The organism is Rhizohabitans arisaemae, assembly GCF_025996515.1.
Classification (GTDB): Bacteria; Actinomycetota; Actinomycetes; order Streptosporangiales; family Streptosporangiaceae; genus Rhizohabitans; species Rhizohabitans arisaemae.
The window spans coordinates 406,112-430,358 of the sequence record NZ_BLRH01000035.1 but is presented as its reverse complement, the minus strand read 5'-3'; the positions used below and the strand labels follow the sequence as shown (position 1 = coordinate 430,358).

The 24,247-nt window shown below is 70.1% G+C and carries 18 protein-coding genes; 7 read left to right on the top strand and 11 right to left on the bottom strand.

The window, feature by feature from the left end:
• Positions 1-73: 73 nt before the first annotated feature.
• From RUR_RS24060 to RUR_RS24050, 3 genes are all read right to left on the bottom strand, one after another.
• Positions 74-2,032 (bottom strand): DUF2968 domain-containing protein, encoded by a 1,959-nt coding sequence (locus RUR_RS24060; RefSeq protein ID WP_283137438.1) that lies wholly within the window; start codon positions 2,030-2,032, stop codon positions 74-76.
• 322 nt (positions 2,033-2,354) lie between these two features.
• On the bottom strand, positions 2,355-5,060 hold the full coding sequence (gene lanL / locus RUR_RS24055) for a class IV lanthionine synthetase LanL (RefSeq protein WP_283137437.1): 2,706 nt from the start codon (positions 5,058-5,060) through the stop codon (positions 2,355-2,357).
• A gap of 36 nt (positions 5,061-5,096) precedes the next feature.
• Positions 5,097-5,384: a hypothetical protein gene (locus RUR_RS24050; protein WP_283137436.1), complete on the bottom strand. Its 288-nt coding sequence runs from the start codon at positions 5,382-5,384 to the stop codon at positions 5,097-5,099.
• Positions 5,385-5,836: 452 nt separating this feature from the next.
• Here RUR_RS24050 and RUR_RS24045 point away from each other — a divergent pair, with 452 nt between their 5' ends.
• The 5 genes from RUR_RS24045 (at position 5,837) to RUR_RS24025 (ending at position 10,924) form a co-directional block, all read left to right on the top strand.
• Complete coding sequence (locus RUR_RS24045) at positions 5,837-7,000, top strand: ADP-ribosylglycohydrolase family protein (protein ID WP_283137435.1); 1,164 nt, start codon at positions 5,837-5,839, stop codon at positions 6,998-7,000.
• 92 nt (positions 7,001-7,092) lie between these two features.
• Positions 7,093-8,136 (top strand): hypothetical protein, encoded by a 1,044-nt coding sequence (locus RUR_RS24040; RefSeq protein WP_283137434.1) that lies wholly within the window; start codon positions 7,093-7,095, stop codon positions 8,134-8,136.
• 280 nt (positions 8,137-8,416) lie between these two features.
• Positions 8,417-9,445 (top strand): hypothetical protein, encoded by a 1,029-nt coding sequence (locus RUR_RS24035; protein WP_283137433.1) that lies wholly within the window; start codon positions 8,417-8,419, stop codon positions 9,443-9,445.
• Between the two features lie 168 nt (positions 9,446-9,613).
• Complete coding sequence (locus tag RUR_RS24030) at positions 9,614-10,627, top strand: hypothetical protein (protein WP_283137432.1); 1,014 nt, start codon at positions 9,614-9,616, stop codon at positions 10,625-10,627.
• A gap of 117 nt (positions 10,628-10,744) precedes the next feature.
• A complete protein-coding gene (locus RUR_RS24025; RefSeq protein WP_283137431.1) occupies positions 10,745-10,924 on the top strand; it encodes a hypothetical protein in 180 nt (59 codons plus the stop codon).
• A gap of 5 nt (positions 10,925-10,929) precedes the next feature.
• Here RUR_RS24025 and RUR_RS24020 read toward each other — a convergent pair whose 3' ends face one another.
• Positions 10,930-11,196, bottom strand: a complete 267-nt coding sequence (locus RUR_RS24020) for a hypothetical protein (protein WP_283137430.1) — start codon at positions 11,194-11,196, stop codon at positions 10,930-10,932.
• A gap of 459 nt (positions 11,197-11,655) precedes the next feature.
• Here RUR_RS24020 and RUR_RS24015 point away from each other — a divergent pair, with 459 nt between their 5' ends.
• Entirely contained in the window at positions 11,656-12,615 is a 960-nt protein-coding gene (locus tag RUR_RS24015; RefSeq protein WP_283137429.1) for a hypothetical protein, read from the top strand.
• Between the two features lie 66 nt (positions 12,616-12,681).
• Here RUR_RS24015 and glgX read toward each other — a convergent pair whose 3' ends face one another.
• Positions 12,682-14,787 (bottom strand): glycogen debranching protein GlgX, encoded by a 2,106-nt coding sequence (glgX, locus tag RUR_RS24010; protein ID WP_283137428.1) that lies wholly within the window; start codon positions 14,785-14,787, stop codon positions 12,682-12,684.
• 155 nt (positions 14,788-14,942) lie between these two features.
• Between glgX and RUR_RS24005 the strand changes: the two genes are divergently transcribed.
• Positions 14,943-15,599, top strand: coding sequence for a class I SAM-dependent methyltransferase (locus RUR_RS24005; RefSeq protein ID WP_283137427.1), 657 nt, complete (start codon positions 14,943-14,945; stop codon positions 15,597-15,599).
• Positions 15,600-15,675: 76 nt separating this feature from the next.
• Here the strand turns inward: RUR_RS24005 and RUR_RS24000 are convergent, their stop codons facing one another.
• The 6 genes from RUR_RS24000 to kdpF all read right to left on the bottom strand — a co-directional run bounded on the left by RUR_RS24000 (position 15,676) and on the right by kdpF (position 23,793).
• Entirely contained in the window at positions 15,676-16,338 is a 663-nt protein-coding gene (locus RUR_RS24000) for a response regulator transcription factor (RefSeq protein WP_283137426.1), read from the bottom strand.
• Positions 16,335-18,872 carry a sensor histidine kinase gene (locus RUR_RS23995; protein ID WP_283137425.1) on the bottom strand — a complete coding sequence of 846 codons (2,538 nt, stop codon included), beginning with the start codon at positions 18,870-18,872 and terminating at the stop codon, positions 16,335-16,337. Before RUR_RS23995 ends, RUR_RS24000 begins: the two co-directional genes overlap by 4 nt.
• Before the next feature lie 106 nt (positions 18,873-18,978).
• Positions 18,979-19,842 (bottom strand): potassium-transporting ATPase subunit C, encoded by an 864-nt coding sequence (locus tag RUR_RS23990; protein ID WP_346349068.1) that lies wholly within the window; start codon positions 19,840-19,842, stop codon positions 18,979-18,981.
• 7 nt (positions 19,843-19,849) lie between these two features.
• Positions 19,850-22,024 carry a potassium-transporting ATPase subunit KdpB gene (gene kdpB / locus RUR_RS23985; RefSeq protein ID WP_283137423.1) on the bottom strand — a complete coding sequence of 725 codons (2,175 nt, stop codon included), beginning with the start codon at positions 22,022-22,024 and terminating at the stop codon, positions 19,850-19,852.
• Positions 22,025-22,026: 2 nt separating this feature from the next.
• Positions 22,027-23,688, bottom strand: coding sequence for a potassium-transporting ATPase subunit KdpA (kdpA, locus tag RUR_RS23980; protein WP_283137422.1), 1,662 nt, complete (start codon positions 23,686-23,688; stop codon positions 22,027-22,029).
• 15 nt (positions 23,689-23,703) lie between these two features.
• Positions 23,704-23,793, bottom strand: coding sequence for a K(+)-transporting ATPase subunit F (kdpF, locus tag RUR_RS23975; RefSeq protein ID WP_283137421.1), 90 nt, complete (start codon positions 23,791-23,793; stop codon positions 23,704-23,706).
• Positions 23,794-24,247 lie beyond the last annotated feature (454 nt).

Below are 24,247 nucleotides of genomic sequence, written 5' to 3'. Positions count from 1 at the left end.
TCGCCGACCTCTGAGAAGTGTGCGGTGGCTCCGGGCTCCGCAGACCTGGCGGATGCCCGTACCGGTGGGTTGGTTAGTTGGTGCGGGTGTTGGGGAGGTGTTCGCCGAGGTAGCCGATCCAGATCTTGCCGGTGGGGCCGCCGGCGTCGTCGTGGAAGTACATGCGGGGGGCGGGGTAGCCGACGCGCTGGAGCCGGACGTGGGCCTGCATGAAGACCCCGCCTGAGGGGTCGACCTCGGCGGGGACGCGGAAGGTGCGGGCGTCCCGGAACTTGGGCCGGCCCGACACGGCTTCGGACTCCCGCATGGACAGCATCGTGAGCGTGATGGACGGCAGCCCCGGGGGAGGCTGGACGCACCAGTCGTAGAACCCGCCGTGGAACCGGCCGCTGGTCCGGGCGGTGGCGTAGGCGTCCAGGGCCTGGAGCGCGTCCCAGGTCTTCCCGGCCCAGAGCCGGCAGCGGCCCGGGTGGGTGATGTCGAGTTTGGCGGCCTCGTTGTCGAGGGGTTCGGGCAGGTTGAGGCGGGTGAGGGTGTCGCGGGCGCGTAGCAGGACGTCCATGAGGGTCTCCGGCCGCCAGACCTCCTTGGGGGTCGCCACGTCGTACACGGGCTGGGACAGTTCGGCGAGCCGCCCTTCCAGCCAGCGGATGCGTTCCCTGGCGCGTCGTTCCTCGTCGGCGAGTTCCTCGTAGTCCAGTTCCAGCTGGTCGTGGGCCTTCCGGAGGCGGTCCAGCTCCGATTCGAGCACCGCGGTCTGGTCTTCGGCCTCCGCCTGCCGGGAGGCGGCGGCCTGTTCCTGCCGCCGGGTCTGGTCGAGTTCGCGGCGGAGCGCCGACATGTGTGCGGACATCGTCTGAATCGAACGCCGCGTTTCCACGCCGGTGGCAGCCGTCTCGCCGGAGGCCATCTCCAGCGCGGCGAGGATCTCACCGCGGAGCTCGACCGCCACCCGGGCGGCGATCCGGTCGGCCATCTCGGCCGGATCGGTGAGCACGCTGTGCGGGTCGGCCGTGGCGGGAACCGGGGGTTCGGTCACCACGGGTGCGGGCTCGGCGACCGCCTCAGGTGACGGCTCGGGAGCCCTTTGTTCCGGTACGGGCGTGCGGGCCGCCGCGGGTGCGGGGACCGTGACGGCCATCAGCCGATCGCGGAGCCTGGACTGGGCGAGCTGGGCGGGCGACGGCGCGTTCTTGGCGATCTGCTCCAGGCTGAGCTTCCCGGCGAGGACACCGGTGATCAAGCGGGTGGCCTGTTTGACGTCCTCGGGCAGCGCACGCCGTACCGACTCCCGGGTGACGGCGCTGATCACCACGTCGAGGGCGCGGGGGCCCAGCTCCCGCAGCGCGTTGCCGCTGCGCACGGCGTGCCGGTGCGGATAGGTCTCCCCGCCCACCCGCAGCTCCGGCAGATAGGTGCGGAGTCCGCCGCCGAAGACCACCAGGCTCTCGCCGAGCGCCGCGTTCATCTTGTCCTGGGTGGCCTGGTCCCGCAGGCGCGCGATCAGTGCGATCCCGGACAGGGCCTCGGCGAGGCGGGCCGCGTTCACCGCGGGGATGTTCGGGGTGCGGGGATCGGGGGTGAGGACGACCACGGGGACCCGGCGGTTCTGATCGGTCAGCCAGGCGAGCAGTTCGCCGAGGTTGGACACGTCGATCTCGTGCGGCGTGCTCTCCAGCGGGACGGACCCGTCGGTGGCGCGGCTGGTCCGCAGGAACGCGGGGACGAAGCCGGGGGCGCCGTCCAGCTCCGGGTCCGCTTCGTCGAGGCTGTCCACGGCGATCGTGCACCAGTCGGCCCGGTGTTTGGTGCCGCGTCCCCAGCTGACGGTGGTCTTGAACCGGTCGGGGGTGTCGGCGATGTAGCGGCCGCAGACCGGGCCGTCGTGCAGCCGGACGCGTACCCCGCCGGTGTTCAGCTCGACCTCCGCCGCGCCGTCGTCGGCGTACCGGAACCAGGTGGCGAACGTACCGCGCAACCGCGGGCCGAGGCGATCCGCGGCGTCCCGGATCATCGCTTGGTAGACACGCACCACGATGCCCCGCCTCTCTGTCCCTACCTGCGGTCCGCACAATGCTCTGTGTAGTCAGAAATATCAAGACTCACAGCGTTATGCGGGCGGACATACGGAGTTCGTACGGCGCCACGGCGATGGAAACCCTCTCCGGCGATCGGCCCGCACGCTCAGATCATGCGCTGTGCGGGCTCGTACGACGGTGAATCCGCTGGAATTCGTCACGGTCCCGCCCGATCGATCGAAATTCGGATGGGCCGAGCTCCACGGGGTTTGAGAAACACCGCCCCGAGGCCGAGCCGCCGTGAACGCCAGGGAGAGAGCTCAAGGACAAAAGGCTTCAGCGGGCGGGCCCGGCGGGAGCCGCGGCGTGCCGGAACCCGGCCAGGCCGAGCTGGCCGGGCCGCCGGTCCGGGTCGGCGAGCCGGAGCAGGGTGAGCGCGATCCCCGGATAGCCGACCATGTAGTCGGGGGTGATCAGGTCGGGCACGTCGGCGGACCAGGCGAGCCGCCCGTCACGGTCCACGGCGAACGCGTCGAGCAACCGGGCGAGCACGCGGGCCTCACGCAGGCGCCGTACCTCACCTGTCGCCTGGTACGCGTCCAGGAGAAACTCGATGTTGCCGGCGAGCCCGTGGCACCGGCTCGGACCGGCGAAGCGCGCTCCCCAGGCCGTGGCGAGCGCAGCCCGTTCCGCCAAGTCCCGCGCACCCGGCACCAGGCCGCGGGCCGCGCTCCGGAGCAGGAAGTGGCCGATGCCCGCGGCGCCGTGACACCAGAACGGGACCGACGGCGCCGTCCCCGGCCGGGCGGGCCAGCCCAGTCCCTGTCCGTCGTCCAGCACGTCGACCGCCGAATCGGCGATCCAGGCCGCGGCGCCCGCCACCACGGGAACGTGGCGGGTATCCCCCGTGATCTCGACGAGATCGATCAGCGCGTCGGCGATCCCCGCCGCTCCGTGGGCGTAGCCGAGATACGCGTGCCCGCTCATCTCCCCGTAACCGTCGGGGAACGTCCAGAAGCACCCGCCGGCGGCGGACCGTTCGGCGCGTCCGGCCACGACGTCGGCCGCGGCCCGAGCCGCACGCAGGCATTCGTCTTCGCCGGTGGCGTCGTACAGCAGGAGGTGGAATCGGAGTCGGCCGGCGGTTCCGTTGTAGAGGTCGGGGGAGGCGTGCGGCAGCGCGGCGACCGCCCGGCCGCGCGCCAGCGCCGCGTCGACCAGCCGATCGTCCCCGAGGACCTGTCCGGCCCGGAGCAGCGCGGCGCCGATGCCCGACTCGCCGACGTAGAGCCCCGGCAGCGGGTCGCCGCCCGGGGCCGGGGCGATCTCCAGCCAGCGTGCGCCCGCCGCGAGCGCGTCCGCGAGCTCGGGGCGGCCGAACTCGGCGGTCAGCTCGGCCAGCGCGAGTACGGCTCCCGCGCCGCCCAGGCACAGGTCGCGGGAGAGCGTGCCCCGGCCCGAGGCGTGGGCGCTGAGCCAGACCAACCCGTCGCCGTGGGGACTGGGTCGCCCGGCGGCGCACAGGGTCTCGGCGAGACGGCTCGCCAGTTCCCGGGATCGACGTCGTTCGGCCGCCTCCGCGGGGACCTCGTCGGCCGCCGGGGACCCGTGGCCGGCGGCGAGCGCCCGGCCCAGGTCGGCCATGGACGGGAAGCGAAGCGCCGGGTCCGCGTCCAGGCAACGGTCCACGACCTCGCGGAAACCGGCGGGAACCGCGGGGTTGAGCAGGGAGATCGGACGCGGCCGGGCACCGGTGGGGGTGTGCGACGGCTGCGCGCCGGTGACGGCGTAGTAGAGGACGCAGCCGAGTCCGTAGACGTCGTCGGCGACGGTGGCCGCCTCGCCCGCCAGCTGCTGGGGGGACACGTATCCCCGGGTCCCGCCCCGGTCGCCGGCCCGTCCGGCCTCCTCGGCCGGATCCACCGCGATGTTGAAGTCGATCAGGTGGAGCGACTCGTCGGAGGAGACCAGGATGTTGGCCGGTTTGACGTCGCTGTGCACGACCCCCGCCCGGTGGACGTCGTGCAGCGTCGCGGCGAGCGCGCGCCCCCATCGGACCGCGAGTTCGACCGGGAGGCGACGGCCGTACCGCTGGAGCTCGGCCACCCGCTCCTCCAGGGTCATGCCGGGGACGTCCTCCAGGACCAGCATGACCTCGTCGTCCGCGGCGACGAGGTCGCGGACGCGCGGGACGGCGGCCACCCGGTCCAGGCGGCGCAGCAGCGCGGCCTCGGTGCGGAGCCGGTCGCGGCCGTCCCGGCCGTCCATGCCCATCAGGCTGTCGCGCCGGGCCCGCTTGACCACGACGCGTGTCTTGGCGTCCAGGTCGACGCCCAGGTGGACGCTTGAACTCTGCGACCGGTGCAGCGTGCCCAGCACCAGGTAGCGCCCGTCGATCAGCGGGCTGGGTTCCGGCGGGTCGGCCGAGACCCTGGCGTCGAGGAACGGGTCGGCCACCCAGGCGGGCGCGACGTAGAACTCCTGACGCGAATCCGGGACGAGCCGCCCGTCGCCGTCGACCAGGGCGGAGACGATCTCACCGATCGGCGTCTGCAACTCCCGTCCCCCGACGAAGGCGCCGTAGCGGTAGTGGACCAGGCTGCCCGCCCGTACCGGCCGGTCCGAGGGGATCCCGGGTCCCCGCAGCCCGCCGACGGCGTCGTCAAGGGCCCGCGCGAGCCGTACCGCATGCCCATCGTCTTGTGGATAGACCGTGATGAACTTACCTACCTGGCTCGCCCCTCCCCTACCGGAGTTGAGGTAGTGGAGCACGGCGTTCGATCCGGCGACCTTGAAGGTCGCCCGCTCCCCGATCAACACCGCCAGCGCCCGCCGGAGTACGTCCTCCGCGGAACCCGCCCAGCTCGACACGTGGATTTTCCAGCCCTGGTACGGCACCCGCGTGGCGAGGTGGCGGACGCGGATCCAGAAGCCGTTCCCGTGTTCCCAGCGCACGGCCTCCCAGGCGTCCCGGTCCGGAGCGCCGGCCAGCGCCGCGAGGACGACGGGAAGCAGGGGAACCTCGGCCGTACCCGCACTCATCGGGCATACGCGGAGCGGTCCGGACCTGCGACCGAATCAGACGTGGGTGGCGACATCGCAGAACACGATGGTCCCGAACGGCAGGCAGGTCTCCGGGCAGAGCGACGGGGTGAAGATGCAGGTGAAGTCCACACACGTCTGTTCGCACTCCTGGGGCAGCACCACCGGGAGGTCGACCAGCCGGGCGTTCTCCGGCACCCCGATCTCCGCGAGCACCGCACGCGGATCGGCTTTGAGCCGGTCGGCGAACGCGGAGTCCTCCCGCGCCCGGGACAGGATCTCCTCGGCCTTTCTCCGCATCTCCTCCGCGTAGTGGCTGCTCATGGTCGGCTCCTTCCGCATCGGGAGCTGCTCGGGCATCCCGCGGAAGGTCGATACCCACCCGAGACCGACAAAAGCATGCCCGTACGGCATGACACGACCAATCTTGCACCCCCGGGACCCGAGCGCCGCCGACGTCGCAAGCGCTGAAATGTAACCAGCGAGCCCTCAAATGTAACTAGCACCGCGTTACATTTGCTGCCCCGCTCACGTTGGGCATCCATCCACAGGAGTGGTTCCCTCGTCTCGGCGTCCAAGCCTCGATGGAGCCACTACCCGGCAATCCTGCGTGCCCACGTGCCCAAACGACGATCAGCGGGGCGATCCCTCGTATGGCGGATGCCTCCCTTCCCAGTGGTGAACGGAGCGTCGCGCAGCTCACGTCGTACGACAAATAGGTGCCAAGGGGTGGCTTTGGGCGTATGTTGATCTCTGTCACACGGGGAGGGGTATCTGTGAGAGATCACTCTGCTGAGGGGTCGGCGGTGTACCGGAGCCGGGTCAGGGGGTGCCTGCTCGGCGGGGCCATCGGGGACGCGCTGGGCGCGCCGATCGAGTTCGAGTCGATAGCCCGGATCCGCGACCTGCACGGGCCGGAGGGGGTCACCGGCTTCGTCCACACCTGGCGGGGTTCGACCGGGCTGATCACCGATGACACCCAGATGACGTTGTTCACGGTGGAGGGTCTGCTGCGGGCCAACGTCCGAGTCATCACCAGAGGTCAGGCTCACGTCCCCTCCGTGATCCACAACGCCTATCTGCGCTGGCTGGATACTCAGAACCACAAGGCTCCACCGTCCGGCGACGACACGTTCTTCCGGACCGGATGGCTTCGCGAGCAGACCTGGCTGTACTCGCAGCGGGCACCGGGCAACGCCTGCATGTCCGGGCTGCGCGCCCCGGCCGCGAACCCCGCCCCGCTGGGTGAGGCCGGCCCGATCAACTCGAACTCCAAGGGGTGCGGCACGGTCATGCGCTCCGCGCCGTTCGGCTTGATCGGGGGCGACCCGCGGGAGGTCTTCCGGCTCGCCGCCGAATGCTCGCAGTTCACGCACGGCCATCCCACCGGCTATCTCGCCGCCGGGGCTTTCGCCGTGCTCATCCACCTGCTGGTGGAAGGGCTGCCGCTGCGCCAGGCCGTGGTGGACTCGATGAAACTGCTCGCCGAGTACCCGGGCCACGAGGAGACCTCGCGAGCACTCCGAGCCGCCCTGGTCCTGGTCGACGAGGGCGACCCGGGTCCGGAGAAGATCGAGACGCTCGGCGGGGCCTGGGTCGCCGAGGAGGCACTCGCCATCGCGGTCTACTGCGCGCTGGTGGAGCAGCCGCCCGCGCCGCCACGCGGGCAGGGCATGGGAGCCTACGCCGGGTTTTCCCCGTTCCAGCAGGCGCTCCTGCTGGCGGTGAACCACTCCGGGGACAGCGACTCCACCGGCGCGATCTGCGGAAACATCCTGGGTGTGCTCCACGGCGAATCCGTTCTCCCCGGCGAGTGGCTCGTCGCCCTGGAGGGCCGCGCCGCCGTCGCCGAACTCGCCGACGACTTCGCCACCCAGATGCTCCAGGGCGGGATGGTGTCGTACTCCACCGAGTGGTTCGCGAAGTATCCGGGCAGCTAGCAGCGGCTCCGGAGCGCGTGGTCCGCGCTGTCGACCACAAGTGTTCCGCAAGCAGCCTCTTCCATGATCGATCCGTGGAAGAGGTGTGGGCGATGCGGAGCCGAGAAACGTGGCGCATGGGACGCGCCGTCGGGTGCCTGCTGACGGCGGCCTTATGCGACCTGCTGATGGTGATCGGCACACTCGTCGTCTACCTGGGCCTTCAACGGGAGGCGAAGGCCCAGATAGCGAGCGAGGGCGATGTTGCCACCTTCCTTGGCTTCACGCTGAACGCCCTGCCCTGGTTCATCTGGGGCTGCACCGTGGTCGGTGCGATCCGACTGGCCGTGGCGGCCTTGGCGTGGCGGCGCGGCGGGACACCGGGGGTCCGGGTCTTCGCCGTGCTGGTACTCGCGCCATCCATGCTGGTCTACCCGCACCTGGCCCTGCTCGGGACGATTTACGTGGACTCGTACTACCATCAAAGCCTGTGGTGGGACCTGGTGCTGGTGCTGGCGGGTGCGGCTTTGCTCTGCCAGCTCGCGGGGACGGGCCTGCTCTTCCGCACCGCGCCGAACCGGCCGAAGGGCGGGGACACGGCGGGGCGGGAGCGGGGAAGGCTCGGGCCGGGGTGGGTCGTCGCGTGCCTGCTGGCCGCGTCGCTGTGCGGGCTGGTGGCCGCGGGGTTCTCACTCGTCTTCCTGCCGTCCGTCCGGCGCAGGGCGGCCGACCACGAGTCGGGCCTGGTCGACGACTACAACGTGAGCCACACCCTGGACGCCCTCCATGCGCACCTGTGGGTCTACACCGCGGCCGGCGTGATCGCGCTGGCCCTGGCCGTCCTGGTGTGGCGGCGTGGCGGAACCCCTGGCGTGCGGACCTTGGTGGCGCTGGCCGTCGCCCCGTACACGATGCTCCTGGTCTTCGGCCCGTGGGCATCCATAAACCCGGACCCGGGAAACGGCTTGCGCGAAGAGCATGTGGGCTGGTACGCGGACCTGCCCTGGTGGCTGTCGCTCACGGCCTGGATCTGCTACCTCGCAGGGACGACCCTGCTTGTCTTCACCAAACCCGTCCGCCCCCACGCAACCGAAACACCGGCTTCGCCCCGTAGTGGCACCGACCCGGGCGAGTGTGTACCGACGATCCCGGCCTGACGGGCCGTACGGCTACCGCGGCCCCACCAACCGGAACCGCTCTGCGGCAACGCCCCGTGTGAGCCACCGGTGGGGTACGACGAACCCTCTTCAGTCCGCAGGTGAGGTTGATCCGGAGCAGGCGACGAGGGTACCGCCACCGACGAGCCAAAGCCTGACACTCCCATCGGTCGAAGACGCCGACCTCATCACGCCGGTGCCTTCGCGGTGCAAGCATGAACGCCGACATCGTCGCAGTGGCCGCAAGTGGGTCCCAAGCGAACCCCTCCATGATCGGTTCATGGAGGGGGCGAAGGCGATGGGAAGTCGGATGACGCGGCTCGCACGACGTGCCGTGGGATTCCTGCTGACGGCGGCCGTATGCGAACTGCTGATCTGCGTCGGCGCGCTCCTTCTCCTGCTGGGCTTCCAACGGGAGCTGAAGGCCCAGAGAGCATCGCTCTACGACGGCCTAGGTGATGACGGCTGGCTGGACGAAACGGTGAACACCCTGCCCTCGCTCATCTGGGTCCTCTTCGCGGTCGGTTTGATCCGGCTGGCTTTGGCGGCCTCGGCGGGGCGGGGCGGGACGCCGGGGGTACGGGTCTTCTCGGTGCTGGTGCTCGCCCCGTACACGCTGTTCTACGTGTTCCTGGGCCTGCTGGGGACGGATTACGCGGACAAACTGCGTCCAAGCCTGTGGTGGGACCTGGTGCTGGTGCTGGCGGGTGCGGCTTTGCTCTGCCATCTCGTGGGGACGGGCCTGCTCCTCTTCACCGGACCGAACCGCCCGAAGATCGGGGACACGAGGCGAGGGCGGGAAAGACTCCGGTCGAGGTGGGCCGTCGCGTGCCTGCTGGCCGCGTCGCTGTGCGGGCTGGCGGTCGCGGCGTCCTCCCTGGTGTTCCTGCCCTCCGTCTGGCGCAGGCTGGCCGACCACCGGTCGGGCCTCCTCGTCGACTCCTTCGCGGACAACACCTTGGACGCCCTCCAGGGGCAGCTGTGGGTCTACGCCGCGGCCGGCGTGATCGCGCTGGCCCTGGCCGCCCTGGTGTGGCGGCGGGGCGGAACCCCGCGCGTACGGACCCTCGTGGCGCTGGCCGTCGCCCCGTACGCCACGCTTCTACTCTTCGGTCCGTCGGCGTCCTTAAGCCTGTGGCCGGGATACGGCCTGTGGGTGGAGCACGTGGGCTGGTACGTGGACTTCCCCTGGTGGATGTCGATCACGGCCGCTCTCTGTTACCTCGCGGGGACGGCCCTGCTCGTCTTCACCAAGGCCGTCCGCCGTGGCGAGCTCGCCCACGCCGCCGACCCCGGTCCTCAACACTGACCGCGGTTGATTCGTCCCGGACAAAGAGCAGCGACCGCAAGCGGTTCCCAAGCGAACCCCTCCATGATCGATTTTTGCCCGACACGGCAAGGGGCCGACGGTACGACCTCAGGCCCCGGCGCGCGGCGCCGTACCGGCGCTGTGTCGATCACGGAAGGGGCGTGGGCGATGAAATGCCTCAGGACGTGGCGTACGGGGCTCGCCGTGGGGTGCCTGCTGACGGCGGCCGTATGCGAACTGCTGATCGCGACCGGCACGCTCGTCGTCTTCCTCGGCCTTCGACGGGAGCTGAAGGCCCAGGAAGCGGGCGGCGACGGTCTAGGCGTCTACATTGACACCACGGTGGATGCCCTGCCTTGGGACATCTGGGCCTACCTCGTGGTCGGTGCGATCCGGCTGGCCTTGGCGGCCTTGGCGCGGTGGCGCGGCGGGACCCCGGGAGTGCGGGTTTTCGCGACACTGGTGCTCGCGCCGTCCATGCCGGTCTACCTGTACCTGGGGCTGATAGCGCCGATTTACACGGACAAGAACTGGCATGGCAGCCTGTGGTGGGACGTGGTGCTGGTGCTGGCGGGCGCGGCTTTGCTCTGCCAGCTCGCGGGGACGGGCCTGCTCTTCCACACCGCGCAGAACCGCCCGGATGGCGGGGACACGGCGGTACAGGAGCGGGGAAGGCTCGGGCCGGGGTGGGCCGTCGCGTCCCTGCTGGCCGCGTCCATCTGCGGGCTGGTGGCCGCGGGGTTCTCACTCGTCTTCCTGCCGTCCGTCCGGCGCAGGGCGGCCGACCACGAGTCGGGCCTGGTCGACGACTACAACGCGAGCGACACCCTGGAAACCCTCCATGCGCACCTGTGGATATTCACCACGGTCGGCGTGATCGCGCTGGCCCTGGCCGCCCTGGTGTGGCGGCGAGGCGGAAGCCCGCGCGTGCGGACCGTCGTGGCGCTGGCCGTCGCCCCGTACACGACGCTTCTGGTCTTCGGTTCGTGGACATCCTTCAGCCTGTGGTCGTACCTGCACGAAGAACATGTGGGCTGGTACGCGGACCTCCCCTGGTGGCTGTCGATCACGGCCGGGATCTGCTACCTCGTGGGGACGACCCTCCTCGTCTTCACCAAGGCCGTCCACCGTGTCGCACTCCCCCACGTAGCCGAGACCGGTTCTCAACAGGCCGACGACTGAGCTGCGAAGACCCGGCAAAGGTCAAGGATTCCGAGTCCGCACCCCAAGGACTAGCCAACCCACCCCAAAGGACTTAAAGTCGTATTTATCCCAGAATGGGGCAATTGGGAGGTTTTCATGAACGTTCATGTGATGCCACTAGGGGATGTGGTGGCACATGAGGGCACGCCCGAGTGCGTCTGCGGGCCCGGGGACGAGGTCGTGCAGATCAACTCCGCGGCGGCACAGGTCGGCATGATCTTTCACCACTACGCGCTGCAGCCGTGCACCGAGTGGGAGGTCTTCCCGGGCGCGTAGCCGGTTCAGGACCCGTTCTCCATCAGGTAGTGCAGGTAGAACGGCCGGAGCGCCTCCGCGATGTCGCCTTTGCCGGAGGTCATGGCGTCGCTGATCAGCCCGGCGAGTTTGGTCAGATCGCGGGTGGTCGCGTCCGGATGGCCGGACACCGCCTCGGCGGCCGGTATCGCCTTGAGCAGCTCCCACAGGAAACCGAAGTCGGCGTGGCGGACCGCCCGCCGTACCGCGAGATCGTGCAGCTCCTCCGACGAGAGCGATTCATAGTCCCTCATGATCAGGGTGGGTACCCCTCCCCACCCCTCCAAAACGGTGATCGTTCCGATCCGGAAGCGGGTGACGACACCCCGTTCCGGACGGCTTCCTCCCTCGTCACCTGGGCTTTCGCCCTCGACCACCACGACGGACACGGCCGGCGGCCCGCACCACCGCCTTGAGCGGCCACCGCCACCCGGTCACTCGACCGGAGGTATGTCGTACGGGCTGCGTCCGGGCCGCCGGGGCCGTACCGGACATCCGCCGAATCGGCCCAGGCCGTACCCAGACCTCAGAGGGGTTCACACGCGGTGGAGGAGTCGCGTTCCTCCGCCGCGACCGCAAGTGGTTCCCAAGTGGACCCGTCCATGATCGATTGATCGCCCGATGCGATGAGAGACCGAAGGTACGGTACGGCCTCAGGCTTCGGCGCGCGGCAGCCGTACCGGCGGCGCGTCGGCCGTGGAAGGGTGGGGGCGATGAAAGGCCTCAAGACATGGCGCATGGGGCGTGCCGCCGGGTGTCTGCTGGCGGCGTCCCTGTGCGAGCTGGTGATCGGGATCGGCGCGCTCGTTCTCCTGCTGGACCTGCAGCGTGACCCGAAAGCCCTGGTGGAACTCCCCGACAGTGTGCCCCTCTCCCTGCAGTTGTTCGCATGGGGGTACACCCCGGCCGGTGTGATCACACTCGCCGTGGCTGCCTGGGCGTGGTGGCGGGGCGGCACCCGGGCGGTACAGACTGTCGCGACTCTGGTGCTCGCGCCGTACGCGCCGTTCTACCTGTTCCTGGGCTTGGTGCTGGCGGATGCCGCGAACAAGGATCAGCCCGGCCTGTGGTGGGACGCGGTGCTGGTGCTGGCGGGCGCGGCCGCGCTCTGCCACCTCGTGGGGACGGGCCTGCTCTTCTTCACCGGACCGAACCGCCCGAGGGACGGGGGCGCGGCGGTACGGGAGCGGGGAAGGCCGGGGCCGGGGTGGGCCGTCGCGTGTCTGCTGGTGGCGTCGGTGTGCGGGCTGCTGGTCGCTGCGGGCTCGCTCGTGTTCCTGCCCTCCGTCCGGCGGCGGGCGGCCGACCCCGAGTCGGCCCTCGACGGCTTCGTCGTGGAACGCGCCCTGGAAGCCCTCCAAGCTCAACTGTGGGTCTACGCCGCGGCCGGTGTGATCGCGCTGGCCCTGGCGGCCCTGGTGTGGCTGCGGGGCGGGACCCCGGGCGTGCGGACCGCCGTGGCGCTGGCCGTCGCCCCGTACACGATGCTCCTGCTCTACGGCCCGTGGGCGGGAGACGGATTACGCGAAGAGCATGTGGGCTGGTACGCGGACTTCCCCTGGTGGCTGTCGCTCGCGGCCGGGATCTGCTACCTCGTGGGGACGATCCTGCTCGTCTTCGCCAAAACCGTCCGACGCGACGGGCTCCTGGTCGCGGCCGAAACCGGCTCCTGAGCCTTGACCAGGTGACCGTACCGGCACAAACCGAGCCGCTCCGCGGCCGTACCCCGCCGGGCGGGGTCAGACGCGGCGGAGGACCTGGAGGGAGTGGGGTTCGACGTCGACCACGTCGCCGACCTTGCTGAGCAGGCCGTCGTCGAGGAGGAACGGGAGGGCGGTGTCGATCTCCTTGATCCAACGTTCGCCGATCCGCTGGGCGGGGAGGGTGAACCGGACCGTCTCCCGATGGGCGTTGAACAGGAGCAGGAACGAGTCGTCCCGGACCGTCTCGCCCCGGCGGCCGGGTTCGGTGATGGCGTCCCCGTTCATGAAGACGCCCAGTGATTTGACGTGGTCGGCGTTCCAGTCCTCGTCGGCCATCTCACGCCCCCCGGCGGTGAACCAGGCCAGGTCGCTGAGCTCGCCGGTGGAGGCGTCCCCCCGGAAGAAGCGCCGCCGCCGGAACACCGGGTGTTTCCGGCGGAACGCGGTGAGCCCGCGGGTGAACTCCATCAGCGAACGGTCCCGGTCCAGCGCGGTCCAGTCCACCCAGGTGAGCTCGTTGTCCTGGCAGTACCCGTTGTTGTTGCCGCGCTGGGTGCGCCCGAGTTCGTCGCCGTGGGAGAGCATCGGCACGCCTTGGGAGAGCAGGAGGGTGGCGATGAAGGTGCGTTTGCGGCGTTCCCGCAGCGCCGTGATGTCGGGGTCGGCGGCGGGTCCCTCGATGCCGGTGTTCCAGGAGCGGTTGTCGTCGGTGCCGTCCCGGCCCAGCTCCCCGTTGGCCTCGTTGTGCTTGCGGTCGTAGGACACCAGGTCGGTGAGGGTGAACCCGTCGTGGCAGGTGACGAAGTTGATCGAGGCCACGGGTCGGCGGCCGTCGTCCTGGTAGAGGTCGCTGGAGCCGGTGAGACGGAAGGCGAACTCGGGGACGGTGCCCGGTTCGCCCCGCCAGAAGTCGCGGACGGTGTCGCGGTGTTTGCCGTTCCACTCGGTCCACGGCGGGGGGAAGTTGCCGACCTGGTAGCCGCCTTCGCCGACGTCCCACGGCTCGGCGATCAGCTTCACCTGGGAGATCACCGGGTCCTGCTGGACGAGGTCGAAGAAGGCGGAGAGCCGGTCGACCTCGTGGAACTGCCGGGCGAGGGTGGCCGCCAGGTCGAACCGGAAGCCGTCCACGTGCATCTCCTCCACCCAGTAGCGGAGCGAGTCCATGATCAGCTGGAGGACGTGCGGGTTGCGCATGAGCAGGCTGTTGCCGGTCCCGGTGGTGTCGGCGTAGTAGCGCGGGTCGTCGTCGACGAGCCGGTAGTAGGAGGCGTTGTCGATCCCCCGGAAGGAGAGGGTGGGCCCGAGGTGGTTGCCTTCGGCGGTGTGGTTGTAGACGACGTCGAGGATCACCTCGATGTCGGCTTTGTGCAGCGCCTTCACCATGGCCTTGAACTCCTGGACCTGTGTCCCCCGCCGGGCCGATGAGGCGTAGTCGTTGTGCGGCGCGAAGAAGCCGATCGTGTTGTACCCCCAGTAGTTGACGAGCCCGCGCTCCAGGAGTACGTCGTCGTGCACGAACTGGTGGACCGGCATCAGCTCCAGCGCGGTGACCCCGAGCGAGGTGAGGTGGTCGACGACCGCGGGGTGCCCGAGCCCGGCGTAGGTGCCGCGGAGCTCCTCGGGGACGCCGGGGTGGCGCATGGTGAACCCGCGGACGTGGGCCTCGTAGATGACGGTGTCCTGGTACGGCGTCCGCGGCGGCCGGTCCACCCCCCAGTCGAAGTACGGGTTTGTCACCACCGAGCGCATCGCGTGCGGTGCGGAGTCCAGGTCGTTGCGCACGTTCGGACGCCCGAACCGGTAGCCGAACAGCGCCTCGTCCCAGTCCAGGGTGCCCTCGATCGCCTTGGCGTAGGGATCGAGCAGGAGCTTGGCCGGGTTGCAGCGGTGCCCGTTCTCCGGTTTGTCGGGGCCGTGCACGCGGTAGCCGTACCGCTGCCCGGCCCCCACCCCCGGCAGGTACCCGTGCCAGACGAATCCGTCCGTCTCCCGCAGGTCGATCCGGCTCTCCGTCCCGTCGTCGGCGAAGAGGCAGAGTTCGACCCGGCCGGCGACCTCGGAGAAGAGCGCGAAGTTCGTCCCGACGCCGTCGTAGTGGGCGCCGAGCGGATACGCCTCCCCCGGCCAAACCTGAGTCACACAGCATCGACTGCCCGCAGGCCGCGGCTTCACGCCCCGGACCTTGTCAACAGCGCATAGCGATTATCAGGACAGGCGTCAGGAAAACGTCAAGAAACCCACACAATCCACCTCGCCGGTAGATATTTGATGATGTACATCTCGCAAGGAGTCCGATGTCCGCCTTACCCAGCGCCGGCGAACCGGCCGAGGAGCCTCCCGATCACCGCCGCGCGACGCCCCGCACCGTAACGGTCACCATGGAGCACGGCGACGGCATGGAGCAGCTGCACCACCCCCGCTCGGCCCGGAGCCCGGAACGCGCCCGGCTCGTCGACGGCCTCGCCGGCCGGATCCTGGAGCTCGGCTCCGCCGACGGCGTCAAGCTCACCCGATACCCGGCGACCGTCACCGAGATCGTCGCGGTGGAACCCGACTCGACCCTGGCCCGGCTCGCGGCCTCGGTCGCCCCCGCCGCCACCGTCGTGCTGGGAGGCTTCGACCGGTTGCCGTTCCCGAGCGGCGGATTCGACGCGGTGGTCTGCTCCCTGGTGCTCTGTACGGCGCCGCGGCCCGACCTCACGATGCGCGAGATCGCCCGGGTGCTCCGGCCCGGCGGGTCCCTGCGCCTCTACGAGCACGTCCGCTCGGCCAACCCCGTCACCGCGTTCGCCGAGGACCTCGCCACCCCGCTCTGGTGGCGGGTGAGCGGAGGATGCCACCCCAACCGGGACACGATCGCCGCCGTGGAGAGCGCGGGACTCGTCGTGGAGTCCCTGGAACGCTTCCGGCATTCCCACGTCACCCACGTTCTGGGCGTCGCCCGGCGCTGACCTTCCCGGAGGGCTTCGGTCCGCTCCCGGGGGAGGCGCCGAGCCCACGCGGCGCCTCCCCCGGGAGCGGCCGGGCTCACTGCTGCTGGAAGCGGTACCCCATCCCGGGCTCGGTGAGCAGGTGGCGGGGGTGCGCGGGATCGGGCTCCAGCTTGCGGCGGAGCCGGGCCATGTACTGGCGCAGATGGCCGGTCTGGCCGACCCAGGCCTGGCCCCAGACCTCGGTGAGGAGCCGGTCGTGCGCGATCAGCGTGCCGGGATCGCGGGACAGGACCTCCAGCAGCCGCCACTCGGTCGGCGTCAGCCGTACCCCTCCCGAGACGGTCCGACGGACGAAGTCCACGATGTGCTCGCCGATCCGCGTCTCCGTGGTGTGCCGGCCGCCGCGCCGGGTGACCGCCCGGATCCGGGCGAACAGCTCGTCGACGGCGAACGGCTTGGTGATGTAGTCGTCGGCTCCGGCGTCGAGCGCCTCCACCTTGTCCCGGCTGCCGACCCGGCCGGAGAGCACGATGATCGGTACGGCGAGCCGCGCCCGCAGCCCGCGGATCACCTGGGTTCCCGCGACGTCGGGCAGGCCGAGGTCGAGCAGGACCAGGTCGGGGTGCCACGCGTCGGCCTGCCGGAGCGCGTCGGCGCCGTCCCGGGCGACCGCGACCTCGTAGCGCCGCGCGGCGAGGTTGATCCGAAGGGCCCGCAGGATCTGTGGTTCGTCGTCGACGACGAGGACCCGGGTCATCGGCGCCCCTTGATGGATCGCGGCATGACCGGCAGGGCGACGACCATGGTGAGGCCGCCGCCGGGGGTCTCCTCCGGGGTGAGGGCGCCGCCCATCGCCTCGGCCAGGCCCCGGGAGAGGGCGAGCCCGAGACCGACCCCGGTGTCGTTGTCCCGGTCGCCGAGCCGCTGGAACGGCAGGAAGACCCGCTCGCGATCGGCGGTCGGGATCCCCGGCCCGCGGTCGATGACCCGGATCTCCACCCGGTCGCCGAGCGCGGAGGCGGTCACGTACACGGCCCGCCCCTCGGGGCTGTAGCGCAGGGCGTTGGAGATCAGGTTGACCAGGACTCGTTCCAGCAGCGCCGGGTCGGCCTGGACCTCGGGGAGCCCGTCCGGGATGGTGATCCGGACTCCGACGGCCGCCCGGCCCAGCTCGTCCAGGGCGCGGGGGATCACCTCCTCGACGGCGAGCGGGGCGACGGCCATACCGAGGACCCCGGCCTGGAGCCGGGACATGTCGAGCAGGTTGGCGACGAGCCGGTCCAGCCGGTCCAGCGACTCCTCGGCGGTGGCGAGGAGCTCCTTGCGGTCCTCCTCGCTCCAGTCGATCTCGGTGCTGCGCAGGCTGTCCACCGCGGCCTTGGCCGAGGCGAGCGGGGTCCGCAGGTCATGGCTGACCGCGGCGAGCAGCGCGGTGCGCATCCGGTCCGCCTCGGCGAGCGGCCGGGCGGTGCGCGCCTCCGCGGTGAGCCGCTGCTGCCGCAAGGCCACCGCGGCCTGGGCGGCGAACGCCTCGACCACCCGGCGGTCCTCGGCGCGCAGGGTACGGCCGCGCAGGCCGAGCACGAGATGTTCGTCGATGACGATGTCGGTGTCGTCCTCGGCCGGGCAGGTGCTGGCGGCGGGTCCGGCGGTGGCCAGGATCTGCCAGTCCAGCGGGTCGTCGGCCGAGGCGTGGTTCTCCTGGCGGCGCTCCAGCAGGGTGACCCCGTCCAGCCGGAAGGTCTCGCGGAGGCGTTCCAGCAGCTGGTTGAGGGCGCCCTCCCCGCGCAGGACGCTGCTGGCCAGCGTGAAGAGCACCTCGGCGTCCGCGCCCGCCCTGGCGGCCTCCCGGGTCCGGCGGGACGCCAGGTCGACCACGTAGCTCACCGCCACGGCGACCAGGACGAACACCAGGAGGGCGAGCACGTTCTCGGTCTCCGCGATGGTGAACTCCATCATCGGAGGCGTGAAGTAGTAGTTGAGCGCCAGCGAGCCCGCCACCGCGGCGAAGACGGCGGGCCACACTCCCCCGGTCAGCGCGACGGCGATCACCAGGCAGAGGTACAGCAGGATCTCGCTGGGCAGGGAGAGCGGTTCGCGGAACCACCACAGGCCCATGGTGAGCAGCGGAACCCCGATCAGGGCGAGCAGGAACCCCATCTGCCGGCGGCGGCGGGTGAGCGCCCCGTGCGGGCTGTGCCGGGAGCGTTTGCCCACTTCCTCGTGGGTGACCAGGTGCACGTCGATCGGCCCGGACAGCGCCGTGGTGGTCACCCCGACTCCCCGGGTGAACAGCTGGGCGAGCCGCCCGTGCCGGGACGCCCCGAGCACGAGCTGGGTGGCGTTGACCCCGCGGGCGAAGTCGATGAGCGCCCGGGGGACGTCGTCCCCGACGACCTGGTGGTAGGTCCCGCCCATGTCTTCGACGAGGGTCCGCTGGCGGACGAGGTTGGCGTGGCCGGCGTCGGCGAGGCCGTCGCTCCGGGTGACGTGCACGGCCATCAGGTCGGCGCCCTTGCCCCGGGCGGCGATGCGGGCGGCCCGGCGGACGAGGGTGTCGCCTTCGGGGCCGCCGGTGAGCGCGACGACGACCCGTTCCCGGGCCTCCCAAGTGCCGGCGATCCCGTGGTCGGCCCGGTACTTGTCCAGCTGGTCGTCGACTTTGTTGGCGAGCCAGAGCAGGGCGAGTTCGCGCAGCGCGGTGAGGTTGCCGACCCTGAAGTAGTTGCGGAGCGCCGCGTCGACCTTCTCCGGCGGGTAGACGTTGCCGTGCGCCATCCTGCGGCGGAGCGCCTCGGGCGTCTGGTCGATCAGTTCGACCTGCTCGGCCCGCCGGACCACCTCGTCGGGGACGGTCTCCCGCTGGGGGACCCCGGTGATCTGTTCGACGACGTCGTTGAGCGACTCCAGGTGCTGGATGTTGACGGTGGAGAGCACGTCGATCCCCGCGTCGAGGATCTCGTCGATGTCCTGCCAGCGCTTGGCGTTGCGGGAGCCGGGGACGTTGGTGTGCGCGAGCTCGTCGATGATCGCGACCTGGGGTCTTCTGTCGATCACGGCGTCGACGTCGAGCTCGGTGAAGGTCGCCCCCCGGTGGACCATGGTCTTGCGGGGGACGACCTCCAGCCCTTCGATCAGCTGGGCGGTGAGCGGACGGTCGTGGGTCTCCACGAGTCCCACGACGACGTCCGTACCGCGGTGCAGGCGCCGGTGGCCCTCGCCGAGCATGGCGTAGGTCTTTCCCACCCCCGGCGCCGCGCCGAGGTAGATCCTGAGCCGTCCCCGTGCCACTCACACCTCCGTGCCTCGGTGCTCTGGAGCCTCGGAGGGTACACCGGTGTCCGGTTTCCCCTCCGGTCGATCTCCTCCTCTACTCGACCCGCCGGTGTCCCGCCGGTCAGGAGCCGGCCTTCGCCCGGTCCAGGGCGAGGTTGAGCTCCAGGACGTTGACGGCGGGTTCGCCCATGAAGCCGAGCGTCCGGGTGACGGTGTGCTCGGCGATGAGCTCCCGCACCTTGCCGACGTCCATCCCCCGCGCCGTGGCGACCCGGGGGGCCTGCAGCTCGGCGTAGGCCGGGGTGATGTGCGGGTCGAGGCCGCTGCCGCTCGCGGTGACCGCGTCGGGCGGGACCACAGCCTTGATGTTCCCCCTTATCGGTACAGTACGGCCGCTCGCGTAGTCTTCGCCAGGTTTACCGCATTCCACCGGGCGCCCCTGGTAGGCGGCGACGAACGGCGTGGCCGGACAGGCCTGGTTGACGCTGACGGCTCGGTCCGGGAAGACCTTGAGCACCGCGCCGACCCCGTCCTGCGTGCAGTACGGGCGCCCGCCGTCGACGCCTTCGAGCTCGCCGATCGCCTTGCTCCGGGCGCACACCTGGGTGAGCAGGCTCTGCTTGCCCTCGTCCGGGTTGCCCTCATCGTCCTTGGCACCCGGGATGGGGAGCGTGTCGAGGACGTCCTCGGGGCCGAGGTTGCTCGCGGCGGTGGAGAGCGGGTCGTAGCCGGCTCCTGCGGCCGACGGCCTGCTCTGGAAGTACTGCTTGAGGGGATTGCCCTCCGCGTCGGTGAAGGACTGGCCGATGATCTCGCTGCCGACGGTCTTCCCGTCGACCGAGATGAGGGAGCCTTCGGCCTTGTGGTTGAGGCCGGGGACCCTGGCGACGGCCCAGACCGCCGCCGGGTAGGCGACTCCGAGCAGCACGGTGAGCACGAGCAACGCCCGCAATGCTGCCAAGTGCTGACGAATCCAACTGTTCATGCGCATGTCAGGACATCCCCGGAAGGAACTGAATCACAAGGTCGATGAGTTTGATACCGATGAACGGGGCGATGATCCCGCCGATTCCGTAGACGGAGATGTTCCGGCTGAGCAGCTTGGACGCGCTCTTGGGGACGTACCTCACTCCGCGCAGCGCCAGGGGGATCAGCCCCACGATGATCGCCGCGTTGAAGATGACCGCGGAGAGGATCGCCGACTGCGGGCTCGCCAGACGCATGATGTTGAGCGCGTCCAAGCCCGGATAGACCACCGCGAACATCGCCGGAATGATGGCGAAGTACTTGGCGATGTCGTTGGCGATGGAGAAGGTGGTCAGGGCGCCCCGGGTGATCAGCAGCTGCTTGCCGATCTGGACGATCTCGATGAGCTTGGTGGGGTTGGAGTCGAGGTCCACCATGTTGCCGGCCTCTTTCGCCGCCGACGTCCCGGTGTTCATCGCCACGCCCACGTCGGCCTGCGCCAAGGCGGGGGCGTCGTTGGTGCCGTCCCCGGTCATCGCGACCAGCCGGCCGCCCTCCTGCTCCTTCTTGATCAGTGCCATCTTGTCCTCGGGCGTCGCCTCGGCGAGGAAGTCGTCGACCCCCGCCTCCTCGGCGATCGCCTTGGCCGTCATCGGGTTGTCGCCCGTGATCATGACGGTCCGGATGCCCATCCGGCGCATCTCCTCGAAGCGTTCCCGCATGCCGGCCTTGACGACGTCCTTGAGGTGGATGACGCCCAGCGTCCTGGCCGTACCGCCCTGCGGCAGCTCCGCGACGACCAGCGGCGTGCCGCCGCTCGCGCTGATCCCGTCGACCAGCGTGCCCACGTTGCCCGTGTCACCGCCGTTCTCCCGGACCCAGCGCATGACCGCGGCCGCCGCGCCCTTGCGGATCTGCCGGTCGGGCGTGTCGACGCCGCTCATCCTGGTCGTCGCCGAGAACGGGACGAAGTGGAGTTGTACGGGCTCCGCGGTCGGCTCCCCCGTGTCCCCGACGATCATCTCGCGCTCACGCAGGCCGTACTGCTCCTTGGAATAGACGACGATCGAGCGGCCCTCCGGCGTCTCGTCGGCGAGGCTGGAGAGCTGGGCGGCCTCGGCCAGGTCCGCGGCGAACACCCCCTGGACGGGGATGAACTCCGAGGCCTGCCGGTTGCCGAGGGTGATCGTGCCGGTCTTGTCGAGCAGCAGGGTGTTGACGTCGCCCGCGGCCTCGACCGCCCGGCCCGACATGGCCAGGACGTTCCGCTGGACCAGGCGGTCCATGCCGGCGATGCCGATCGCCGAGAGCAGCGCCCCGATCGTGGTCGGGATGAGGCAGACCAGCAGTGACACCAGGACGACGCCGGTGACGCCGTCGGCGGTGATGGCCAGGGAGTCGGGGACGCCGGGGTTCTGCGCCTTGGCGTAGATCGCCAGGGGCTGGAGCGTCACCGTGACGAGCAGGAAGATGATCGTCATTGCGGCGAGCAGGATGTTGAGCGCGATCTCGTTCGGCGTCTTCTGCCGGTTCGCCCCCTCGACGAGGGCGATCATCCGGTCGATGAAGCTCTCGCCGGGCCTCTGCGTGATCTTGACCACGATGTGGTCGGAGAGCACCTTGGTGCCGCCGGTGACGGCGGACCGGTCGCCGCCGGACTCCCGGATGACCGGCGCCGACTCCCCGGTGATCGCGGACTCGTCGACGGTGGCGATGCCCTCCACCACGTCGCCGTCGCCGGGGATGAGCTCCCCCGCCTCGACGATCACATAGTCGCCCTGCTTGAGGTCGGGGCCGCCCACCACGTCGACCGCGGCGTCCCGGGGGGTGCTGCCGCCGGGCTTCCAGCCCCGGAGCCTGCGCGCCAGGGTGTCGCGCTTGGTACGGCGGAGCGTGGCCGCCTGCGCCTTGCCGCGTCCCTCCGCGACCGCCTCGGCGAGGTTGGCGAACAGGACGGTCAGCCAGAGCCAGACCACGATCGACCACGAGAAGAAGGAGGGATCCTTGATCGCGAGGTAGGTGGTGAACAAGGCGCCGATCTCCACGATCAGCATGACCGGGTTGCGCCACAGCGTCGCCGGGTTGAGTTTGCGGAACGCGTCGGGGAGCGAGGTCAGCATGAGCTTGGGATCGAGCAGGCCGGCCCGGACCCGCCCGACCGGGGCCTTCTCCGGGGGAGTGTTGAGGACCTGGGTCGTCATGGTCAGCGAATTCCTTCTGCGAGCGGGCCGAGGGCGAGCGCCGGCAGGTACGTCAGGGCGACGAGGATGACCGTCACGCCGACGACCAGGCCGACGAACTGCGGCCGATAGGTGGGGAGCGTGCCCGCGGAGACCGGCACCGGCTGCTGGGCGGCGAGGGAGCCCGCGAGGGCGAGCACGAAGATGATCGGCAGGAAGCGGCCGAACACCATGGCCAGGCCGAGCGCGGTGTCGTACCACGGGGTGTTCACCGTGATGCCCGCGAAGGCCGAACCGTTGTTGTTGGCCGCCGAGGTGAAGGCGTAGAGGACCTCGGAGAAACCGTGCGGGCCGGTGTTGAGCATGCTCGCCCGCTGCTCCGGCGAGGCCATCGCGGCCGCCGTACCGATCAGCACCAGGGCCGGGGTGACCAGGAAGTACAGCGCCGCGAACTTGATCTCGCGGGCACCGATCCGCTTGCCCAGGTACTCGGGGGTCCGGCCGACCATGAGCCCCGCGACGAAGACCGCGATCACGGCGAGGATGAGCATGCCGTACAGGCCCGCGCCGACCCCGCCGGGCGCGACCTCGCCCAGCATCATGTTGAACATGAGCATGCCGCCGCCGAGCGCGGTGTAGGAGTCGTGGAAGGAGTTGACCGCGCCGGTGCTGGTCAGGGTGGTGGCCGCGCCGAACGTCGCCGAGTTGGAGACGCCGAACCGGACCTCCTTGCCCTCGGTCGCGGCGCCCACCGCCTGCGGCACGGTCCCGTTGTGGGAGATCTCGGCGAGGTTGACCAGGGTGACGCTGGCGATGGCGAGGGTCGCCATGACGGCGAGGATCGCGTAGCCCTGGCGCTTGTCCTTGACCATGAGGCCGAAGGTCCGGGTGAGCGTGAACGGGATCACCAGGATCAGGAAGATCTCAAACCAGTTGGTCCAGCTCGTGGTGTTCTCGAACGGGTGGGCGGAGTTGGCGTTGTAGAAGCCGCCGCCGTTGGTGCCGAGCTCCTTGATGACCTCCTGGGAGGCGACCGGACCGCCGGTGATGCTCTGCTCGCCGCCCGCCAGGGTGGCGACCGTCTGGATTCCGTTGAAGTTCTGGATCAGGCCGCCCGCCACCAGGACGAGCGCGCCGACGAAGGCGATCGGCAGCAGGATCCGGACCGTCCCCCGGACCAGGTCCACCCAGAAGTTGCCGAGCAGGTCGGTCTTGCTCCGGGCGAAGCCCCGGACCAGGGCGATCGCCACGGACATGCCGACCGCCGCGGAGACGAAGTTCTGGACGGCGAGCCCGGCCATCTGGACGAGGTACCCCATGGTGGACTCACCGGAGTAGGCCTGCCAGTTGGTGTTGGTGACGAAGCTGATCGCGGTGTTCCACGCGACGTGGTCGACCACGGGGTCGAAGCCGAGGTTGAACAGCAGCTTGTCCTGGAGCCGCTGGAGGCCGTACAGGAGGAGAACGGAGACCAGGGAGAAGGCGAGGATGCTCCGGACGTAGGTGCCCCACCGCTGCTCGGAGTCCGCTTTGACGCCGATGAGGCGGTAGATGAACTTCTCGGGAGCGAGGTGCCCGGTTCCGGTGTAGACCCGGTACATGTAGCCGCCGAAGGGGCGGTACACGAGCGCCAGGGCGAGGACGAGGGATCCGATGAAGAGGATCCCTGCCAGTGTGGGGTTCATCAGGCTGTACTCATTTCAAAACCGCTCCGGGAACAGCAGGGCAGCGACCAGGAAGACCACCAGGCCCACGGCGAGCACGAGGCCGATCAGGTTGTCCGGTGTCATCGAACGCTCCGATCCCGGAGCGAGGCGGGGCGTGAGTCGGCGTGCTTACTCCTCACAGCCGTTCCACCGCCTTCACGACCAGCCCGAACAGGGCGAAGATCGCCACTGTCAGGACGATGAAGATCACGTCACCCATCTGGTTCTTCAGTCCTTGTCTTGTGTGGGAAGGCGCCCCGGATGCGCCACGACGGGAGTGGCCGGACGACCGCTCCCGAGCCCGTCCCCCATGGGCCCAGACTGAGCAAACATCCTCAAAAGGGACATTTGCCTTGTCTTAACGCGTTCCATATGCGAACCACATGAACCTTGACGCGTTCCCTACGCACCCCCCAAAGGCCCCCTGACACGCCTGCTTCCCGCCCCACCGGACCGCCGGTCCCACGCCCGACCAAACCCGGCGACTTCACCACGTAATCACCGTGCTACCTTCCGCCGCCGGCCTGCCGCGAAACGC

What these genes read in the sequence shown, in the direction of transcription:
- lanL (WP_283137437.1), bottom strand. Translation starts at nt 5,060, where the DNA reads ATGAGTGCGGGTACGGCCGAGGTTCCCCTGCTTCCCGTCGTCCTCGCG.
- RUR_RS24050 (WP_283137436.1), bottom strand. Translation starts at nt 5,384, where the DNA reads ATGAGCAGCCACTACGCGGAGGAGATGCGGAGAAAGGCCGAGGAGATC.
- RUR_RS24040 (WP_283137434.1), top strand. Translation starts at nt 7,093, where the DNA reads ATGCGGAGCCGAGAAACGTGGCGCATGGGACGCGCCGTCGGGTGCCTG.
- RUR_RS24035 (WP_283137433.1), top strand. Translation starts at nt 8,417, where the DNA reads ATGGAGGGGGCGAAGGCGATGGGAAGTCGGATGACGCGGCTCGCACGA.
- RUR_RS24030 (WP_283137432.1), top strand. Translation starts at nt 9,614, where the DNA reads ATGAAATGCCTCAGGACGTGGCGTACGGGGCTCGCCGTGGGGTGCCTG.
- RUR_RS24025 (WP_283137431.1), top strand. Translation starts at nt 10,745, where the DNA reads ATGAACGTTCATGTGATGCCACTAGGGGATGTGGTGGCACATGAGGGC.
- RUR_RS24020 (WP_283137430.1), bottom strand. Translation starts at nt 11,196, where the DNA reads ATGAGGGACTATGAATCGCTCTCGTCGGAGGAGCTGCACGATCTCGCG.
- RUR_RS24015 (WP_283137429.1), top strand. Translation starts at nt 11,656, where the DNA reads ATGAAAGGCCTCAAGACATGGCGCATGGGGCGTGCCGCCGGGTGTCTG.
- RUR_RS24005 (WP_283137427.1), top strand. Translation starts at nt 14,943, where the DNA reads ATGTCCGCCTTACCCAGCGCCGGCGAACCGGCCGAGGAGCCTCCCGAT.
- RUR_RS24000 (WP_283137426.1), bottom strand. Translation starts at nt 16,338, where the DNA reads ATGACCCGGGTCCTCGTCGTCGACGACGAACCACAGATCCTGCGGGCC.
- RUR_RS23990 (WP_346349068.1), bottom strand. Translation starts at nt 19,842, where the DNA reads ATGAACAGTTGGATTCGTCAGCACTTGGCAGCATTGCGGGCGTTGCTC.
- kdpB (WP_283137423.1), bottom strand. Translation starts at nt 22,024, where the DNA reads ATGACGACCCAGGTCCTCAACACTCCCCCGGAGAAGGCCCCGGTCGGG.
- kdpA (WP_283137422.1), bottom strand. Translation starts at nt 23,688, where the DNA reads ATGAACCCCACACTGGCAGGGATCCTCTTCATCGGATCCCTCGTCCTC.
- kdpF (WP_283137421.1), bottom strand. Translation starts at nt 23,793, where the DNA reads ATGACACCGGACAACCTGATCGGCCTCGTGCTCGCCGTGGGCCTGGTG.